Genomic DNA, 7,037 nt, shown 5'->3' with positions numbered 1-7,037 from the left:
CCCGCAGCAGCGGCTGCTGCTGGAGACCGCGTGGGAGGCCGTCGAACGCGGCCGTCTCGACCCGGCCTCCCTGCGCGGCAGCGACACCGGCGTCTACGTCGGTATCGCCCCGCCCGACTACGGGCCGCGTCCCCTCCACGCCGAGGACGGGCTCGAGGGCCATCTCGCCACCGGTACCGCCACGAGCGTTGCCGCAGGCCGGGTCTCCTACACCCTGGGCCTGGAGGGGCCGGCGATGTCGGTGGACACCGCCTGCTCCTCCTCCCTGGTGGCCCTGCACGCGGCCGTCACCGCGCTGCGCCGCCAGGAGTGCACCCTCGCCCTGGCCGGCGGCGCGACCGTCTTCTCCGACCCCGGCGCGTTCCTCTCCTTCAGCCGCCAGCGCGCCCTCTCGCCGGGCAGCCGCGCCAGGGCCTTCGACGCCTCCGCCGACGGCACCGCCTGGTGCGAGGGCGCCGGCATGGTCCTGCTGGCCCGGCTCGGCGACGCCGAACGCCTCGGCCTGCCCGTGCTCGCCGTGGTCCGCGGAACCGCCGTGAACCAGGACGGCGCCAGCAGCGGCCTCACCGCCCCCAACGGCCTGGCCCAGCGGCGCTTGCTGCGCTCGGCCCTGGCCGACGCCGGGCTCGACGCCGCCGACGTCGACGCGGTCGAGGCGCACGGGACCGGGACCCCGCTGGGCGACCCCATCGAGGCGCGCGCCCTCATGGACGTCTACGGACGCGGGCGCCCCGCCGCCCGGCCGCTGCTCCTGGGATCGCTCAAGTCCAACATCGGACACAGCGTCGCCGCGGCGGGCGTGGGCGGGCTCATCAAATCGGTCATGGCCCTCGGCCGCGACCGGGTGCCGCCCACGCTGCACCTGCGCGAACCCACCCGCGAGGTCGACTGGTCGCCCGGGACCGTGCTGCCCGTCTCCGAGCACACACCGTGGCCAGAGGTGGACCGCCCCCGTGTGGCCGGGGTGTCCTCCTTCGGCATGAGCGGGACCAACGCCCACGCCCTGATCGAACAGCCCCCGCAGGCACCTGCGGAGCCGGCGGGAACCGACGCCGCCGAGGCGTCCGGGCACACCGGACCGGTCCTGTGGCCGCTGTCGGCCCATACCCCCGACGCGCTCTCCGCCCAGGCCCGGCGCCTGCTCGACCACCTGGAGGCCCGCCCCGGCCTCGCCCCCGCCGCCGTCGGCCACACCCTGGCGACCGCGCGTGCCGGGCTCGACCACCGCGCTGTGGCCGCCTCCGCCGACGGCACAGAACGCCGCGAGGCCCTCGCCGCCCTCGCCCGCGGCGAGGACCACGACGCACTCGTGCGGGGGCGCGCCGGGAACGGCCACCGCGTCGCGTTCGTCTTCCCCGGCCAGGGCGGCCAGTGGCCCGGCATGGTGCGCGACCTCCTCGAGGATTCCCCGCGCTTCGCCGCCCACATCGACGAGTGCGAGAAGGCCCTGGCCCCCTACGTCGACTGGTCGCTGACCGAGGTGATCCGCGGCGGGCCCGACGCGCCCGACCCCGGACGTATCGACGTCGTGCAGCCCGCCCTCTTCGCCGTCATGGTGTCGCTGGCCCGGCACTGGGCCGACCACGGTCTGACCCCCAGCGCCGTCGTCGGCCACTCCCAGGGCGAGATCGCCGCCGCACACGTGGCCGGCGCCCTCACCCTCGACGAGGCCACCCGCATCGTCGTGCGCCGCGGACAGCTCTTCGGGCGCATGTCCGGCAGCGGCGGCATGGTTGCACTGTCCTTGCCCGCGTCCCGCGTCGAGGAGATGCTGGAACGCTGGGAGGGGCGCATCGAGGTCGCCGTCGTCAACGGCCCCAACGCCGTCGTGGCCGCCGGGGACGCCGACGCCGTCACCGAGCTCGTCACCGTGTGCGAGAAGGAGAGCATCCACCACCGGCGCATCGACGTGGACGTGGCATCGCACTGCCACCACATCGTCCCGTTCGAGGACGACATCCTGAACAGCCTGCGCGGTATCGAACCCACGAGCGCCGAGACCGGGTTCTACTCCACGGTCACCGGCGGGGCCTTCGACACCGCCGGGCTCGACCCCGCCTACTGGTACCGGAATCTGCGCGGCAGGGTCCGGTTCGAGGAGGCCGTGCGCTCCATGAGCGAGGCCGGATACACCGCCTTCGTCGAGATCGGCCCGCACCCGGTGCTCTCCCACGGCGTCGCCCAGACCCTGGAGGACACCGGGATCGAGGGGACCGCCGTGCTCTCCACCCTGCACCGCGACCACGGCGGCCCCGACGGGTTCGCCACCGCCCTGGCCCGCGCCCACGCCCACGGTCTGCCCCTGGACTGGGACTCCGTGCACCCCGGGGCGCACACCGTCGACCTGCCGACCTACGCGTTCGAGCACCGCACGTTCTGGCTCGCCCCCACCGGCGGCGGCCGCGCCCTGTCCGCGGAGGGCATCGACGAGGCCGGCCACCCGCTGCTGGGCGCGCGCACGCAGCTGCCCGGTGCCGGGGGAGAGGTGCTGACCGGCCGCATCGGCCCCGACACCCACCCCTGGCTCACCGACCACGGCGTCTCCGGGACTGTGCTGCTGCCGGGTGCCGCTTTCTGGGAGATGGTGCAGCACGCCGCTGCCCCCGGGGAGAGCGTCGCCGACCTCACCCTGCACACCCCGCTGCTGCTTCCCGGCCGCACACGTGTGCAGATCACCCTCTCGCTGCCCGAGCCCTCCGGGAACCGCACCGTGCGGGTGCACTCGCGTCCCGAGGACGCACCCGACGCCGCCTGGACCGAACACGCCACCGGCCTGCTCGTGCCGGCCGAGGCGCCCGCGCCCCGGCCCCTGAGCGCGTGGCCGCCGGAGGGCGAACCGGTCGAGCTCGACGGGTTCTACGCACGGCTGGCCGAGCTCGGGTACGAGTACGGCCCCGCGTTCCAGGGCCTGCACAGCGCCTGGCGCGACGGCGACACCGTGTACTCCGAGGTCGCGCTGCCCGAGGCTCAGCGTGCGGACGCCGCCGGTTTCGGCCTGCACCCCGCGCTGCTCGACGCGGCCCTGCACACGGTGTCCCTGACCACCGACGCCGGGGTGCGCCTGCCCTTCGCCTGGAGCGACGTCGCCCTGTACGCCGAGGGCGCGACCGACCTGCGCGTACGCGTGCGGGCGCTCGACGCCGACGAGTACGCCCTCGACCTGTTCGACCCCGCCGGGCAGCCGGTCGCCTCCATCGCGTCGCTGGCCGTGCGGCCCCTGCCCGAACGCATCGACCTGGGCGCGCCCAACGACCTGTACACGCTGGCGTGGAACCCCGTGCAGCCGCGCTCGACCGGGTTGCCGAACCTGACCGTGGTCGGCGACGACCCGCTCGGCCTGCGCGCTCACCTGGACGCAGCACACGAACCCGACCCGCACGCCCCGCTGCCCGCCGGCACCACTGCGGTTATCGGCCTCGGCGGCGACGGCGGTGTCGACCCGGAGACCGCCCGCCGCACCACCCGCGACGTGCTCGCCCTGCTCCAGGGGTGGGCCGACGACGACACCCGCGAGGACACCCCGCTGGTCGTGCTCACCCGAGGCGCTGTCCCCGTCCTGCCGGGCGAGGACGTCACCGACCTCGAGCACGCGTCCCTGTGGGGGCTCGTACGCGCCGCCCAGACCGAGCGCCCCGGTCGGTTCGTGCTGGTCGACATCGACGACACCGCCGCCGGGGCCCCGCACCTGGCCGCCGCCCTGGCCACCGGGGAGGAGCAGCTGGCCCTGCGCGGGGGCACACCCCACGTGCCCCGCCTGGTGCGCGCCGAGACCACTCCGCCGGAGCAGAACGAGGCGGAGGGCCCGGCCGACCTGTCCGGCGGAACCGTCGTGGTCACCGGTGCCACCGGCACCCTCGGTTCCGAGGTCACCCGCCACCTGGTGCAGAACCACGGCGCTCGCGACCTGCTCCTGCTCAGCCGGAGCGGTCCCGACGGCCCCGCGGCACAGGAACTCTCCTCCGCCCTCGAGGAACTGGGCGCCCGTGCCGACTTCGCGGCCTGCGACGCCTCCGACCCTGACGCCCTGCGCATCGCGCTCGCCCGGGCCACCGAACCCGTCGTCGGCGTCGTCCACCTGGCCGGCACCCTCGACGACGGCGCCCTGGCGTCCCTGACCCCCGACCACGTCGACCGGGTCATGGCGCCCAAGACCGACGCTGCCCTCCACCTGCACCGACTCACCCTCGACCAGCCGGTCAGGGCGTTCGTCCTGTTCTCCTCGGCCGCCAACGTCCTGGGCAGCCCCGGTCAGGCCAACTACGCCGCCGCCAACGCCCTCCTGGACGCCCTCGCCCACCACCGCTGCGCCCACGGCCTGCCCGCCACCTCCCTGGCCTGGGGCCTGTGGGTCGAACGCGGTGGCATGAGCGCCCACCTGGACGCCGCCGCCCAGGCCCGGCTCTCCCGCATCGGCATGGCCCGCCCTCTGGGTACCGACGAGGGACTGCGCCTGATGGACCACGCCCTCGAGCTCCCGGCGCCCTACTTCTTGCCGATGCCCGTGGACACCGCCGGCCTGCGCTCGCGTGCCGAACGCACCGGCACCGTCCCGCCCGTCCACCGCGGGCTGGTGCCCCCGCCCCGGCGCCGGGCCGCCAGGGCCGCGGAGTTCGACGTGGCCGCCCTGCCGCCCGAACAGCGCGCCGAAGCCCTGCTCGACCTCGTGCGTTCGGGAATCGCCGACGTGCTGGGCCTGCCCGGGCCCGCCGACGTGCCCGCCGACCGCGACTTCCTCGAGCTGGGGCTGGACTCCCTCACCGCCGTGCAGCTGCGCGGCGACCTGCGGGAGTCCACCGGTGTGCGCCTGGCGTCCGGCGCGGTCTTCACCCACCGCACCCCAGAGGCGCTGGCCGGGCACCTGGACACCGAACTGCCCGCCGGTGACGGTGGCGCCTCCCCGGCACCGGCCGCGCCCGAGCCCGCCGGGGCCGAGGCCGGGCTGGACGGGGTCGTCGCCCTGTTCCGCGATGCGTGCGTGCGCGGTCGCATCGACGACGGCATCACGCTGATCCGCGCGGCCGCCGCGTTCCGCCCCGCCTTCACCTGCGCCGAGGAGTACGGGACACCCCCGCGCCCCGTGGAGGTGGCCACCGGCCCCGCCCGCCCGCGCATGATCTGCCTTCCGTCGCTGGTCATGGTCTCCGGAGTGCAGGAGTACGCCCGCTTCGGAAGCGCGCTCAAGGGCGAACGCGACACCACCGTGCTGCCCCAGCCCGGGTTCGCGCCCGGCGAGCCGCTGCCCACAACGCGCGAGGCCGCGGTCGACCTCCAGACGCAGGCCGTGCTCGACCTGGCCGGGGACGAACCGTTCGTTCTGGTCAGCCGCTCCTCCGGCGGGTGGATGGCCCACGCGGTCGCCGAGCGCCTGCAGCGGGGCGAGCACGCACCCGAGGCGGTCGTGCTCATGGACACCCCCACCCCGCAGGACCGCACCACGATGCCCGTCATCGAGTCCGGTGTGGTCGAACGCGAACGCCGCTTCGGTCTCATGGACCCCGCCCGCGTCACCGCCATGGGCCGCTACCTCGAACTGTTCGCCGACTGGACCCCGGGCGAGTTGACGATGCCGCTGCTGCTCGTGCGCCCCGAGGAACAGGTGCGCGACGGCGACGGCAACCCCGTCGGCGGCCCGGACTGGCGCTTCGACTGGCCGCGCGAGCACGTGCCCGTCGACGTGCCCGGCGACCACATCTCCATGCTCGAGGAGCACGGCCCCACCACCGCCGAGGCTGTGCACACCTGGCTGGGGAAGAACCTCTGACCGGGGATCTTGCTACCAGAGCCAATTTCAGCGCTGAACCCTGCTCTGGTAGCAAGATCCCGCCCGGTCAACGGCGGCCGGACTTGGCGATGACCGAGAGGATGTAGCCGGGGCGCTTCAGGTCGTCCCACGTGAAGCGGGCGATACGTACACCCGGGTACAGCGCTTGGAGCGCGTTCTGGCGTTTGCGGTCCTTGGCCAGCGCTTCGGGGAGGCTGTGCGGGGCCAATCCGTCCGCCTCCCCGATGAGGCGCAATCCTTCCCACCAGAAGTCGGTGATGGCGAGAGCGCGTCCGTCGGCGTCGGAAAAACGGTGCTGGAGAGCGGTGGGCGGCAGGCCGCCGTCCGTGCAGATGAGACGGACACGTGTCTCGAGCGGACTCTCCGCACGTCCGTCCGCGAGTCCCCACCAAGGGCGGGACCGAACACATCCTTTGCGGCCGTTGTTGGCGACCTCCAGTTCCTCCAGGTCCTCTTCCACGATGAGCTTCTGGTGCAGGGCCGAATCGAGGAGGGAGACCGCGACGGCACGTCCCACTCGGAGCACGGTGTCGCGCAGGGTCCTGTCCGGGGTGGTGGCACGGATCGTCCCGTCCACGCTCGCGATCTCTTCCGGACCGACCTGCCAGCTGTGCAGTGTGACGTGGTGGTGGTGTCGTTGCGCACCCAGCGCCGGGATCACCATGTGGACGGTGTGGCCGTCCCAGGGCGGCAGCCCTTGCATACCCCACAGGTGGGCAGCTGTTTCTCCCCCGGCGAAGGAATGCGGACCCAGCGCAAGCTGGGCTGCCATGACGGACGATCGGAGAAGCTGTCGCTCGTCGGCGCGTTCGTCCAGCGCTCGCAAGGCATAGACCCCGGTGTAGGGGTGCCGGAGCGTCCCGTCGCGCTTGAGGGCGCGGACATCGCTCTTACTCAACCCGGCGTCCCGGGCCTGGTGCCAACTGAACACCCCGAACTGGCGGCCGGCGGTCGGGAGGATCCTGCTCAGGGGCGAGTGGACAGGCGCGAGAGGCATGCCCGGCAAGCACGGACTGGTCACGGTGGTGTTTTCCATGCCACCAGCGTGCAGAGGGGGCGGTCTTTTCGGCAGCAGCCGATCTCCGCCTGTGGACAACCACCCGGGGATCTTGCTACCAGAGCCAACTTCGGCGCTGGAATTGGCTCTGGTAGCAAGATCCCCGCTGGAAAGCACCGCACAGGAACACCCGCGCCCGCGCGCGTGTTGGACCCGACGGCGCACACCCCGCGCCCCGGGTGCCCGGGAAAACCGGTT

2 protein-coding genes (1 of these 2 running past the window's edge) are annotated in these 7,037 nt (G+C 73.9%); one reads left to right on the top strand and one right to left on the bottom strand.

From position 1 onward, the window contains the following. Window positions 1-5,761: the 3' portion of a type I polyketide synthase gene (locus D474_RS0118420; RefSeq protein ID WP_017614997.1), read on the top strand. 350 nt of this gene lie to the left of the window's left edge; only the last 5,761 of its 6,111 coding nucleotides appear in the window; its start codon lies off the left edge, out of view; it ends in the stop codon at window positions 5,759-5,761. Window positions 5,762-5,828: 67 nt separating this feature from the next. Here the strand turns inward: D474_RS0118420 and D474_RS0118415 are convergent, their stop codons facing one another. Continuing rightward, window positions 5,829-6,818 (bottom strand): type IV toxin-antitoxin system AbiEi family antitoxin domain-containing protein, encoded by a 990-nt coding sequence (locus D474_RS0118415; RefSeq protein WP_040703918.1) that lies wholly within the window; start codon window positions 6,816-6,818, stop codon window positions 5,829-5,831. Window positions 6,819-7,037 lie beyond the last annotated feature (219 nt).

It is taken from the genome of Nocardiopsis salina YIM 90010, from assembly GCF_000341025.1.
In the GTDB taxonomy this organism is placed as follows: Bacteria; Actinomycetota; Actinomycetes; order Streptosporangiales; family Streptosporangiaceae; genus Nocardiopsis; species Nocardiopsis salina.
The sequence above is the reverse complement of the archived record's forward strand: the minus strand, read 5'-3'. Positions and strand labels throughout refer to the sequence as shown.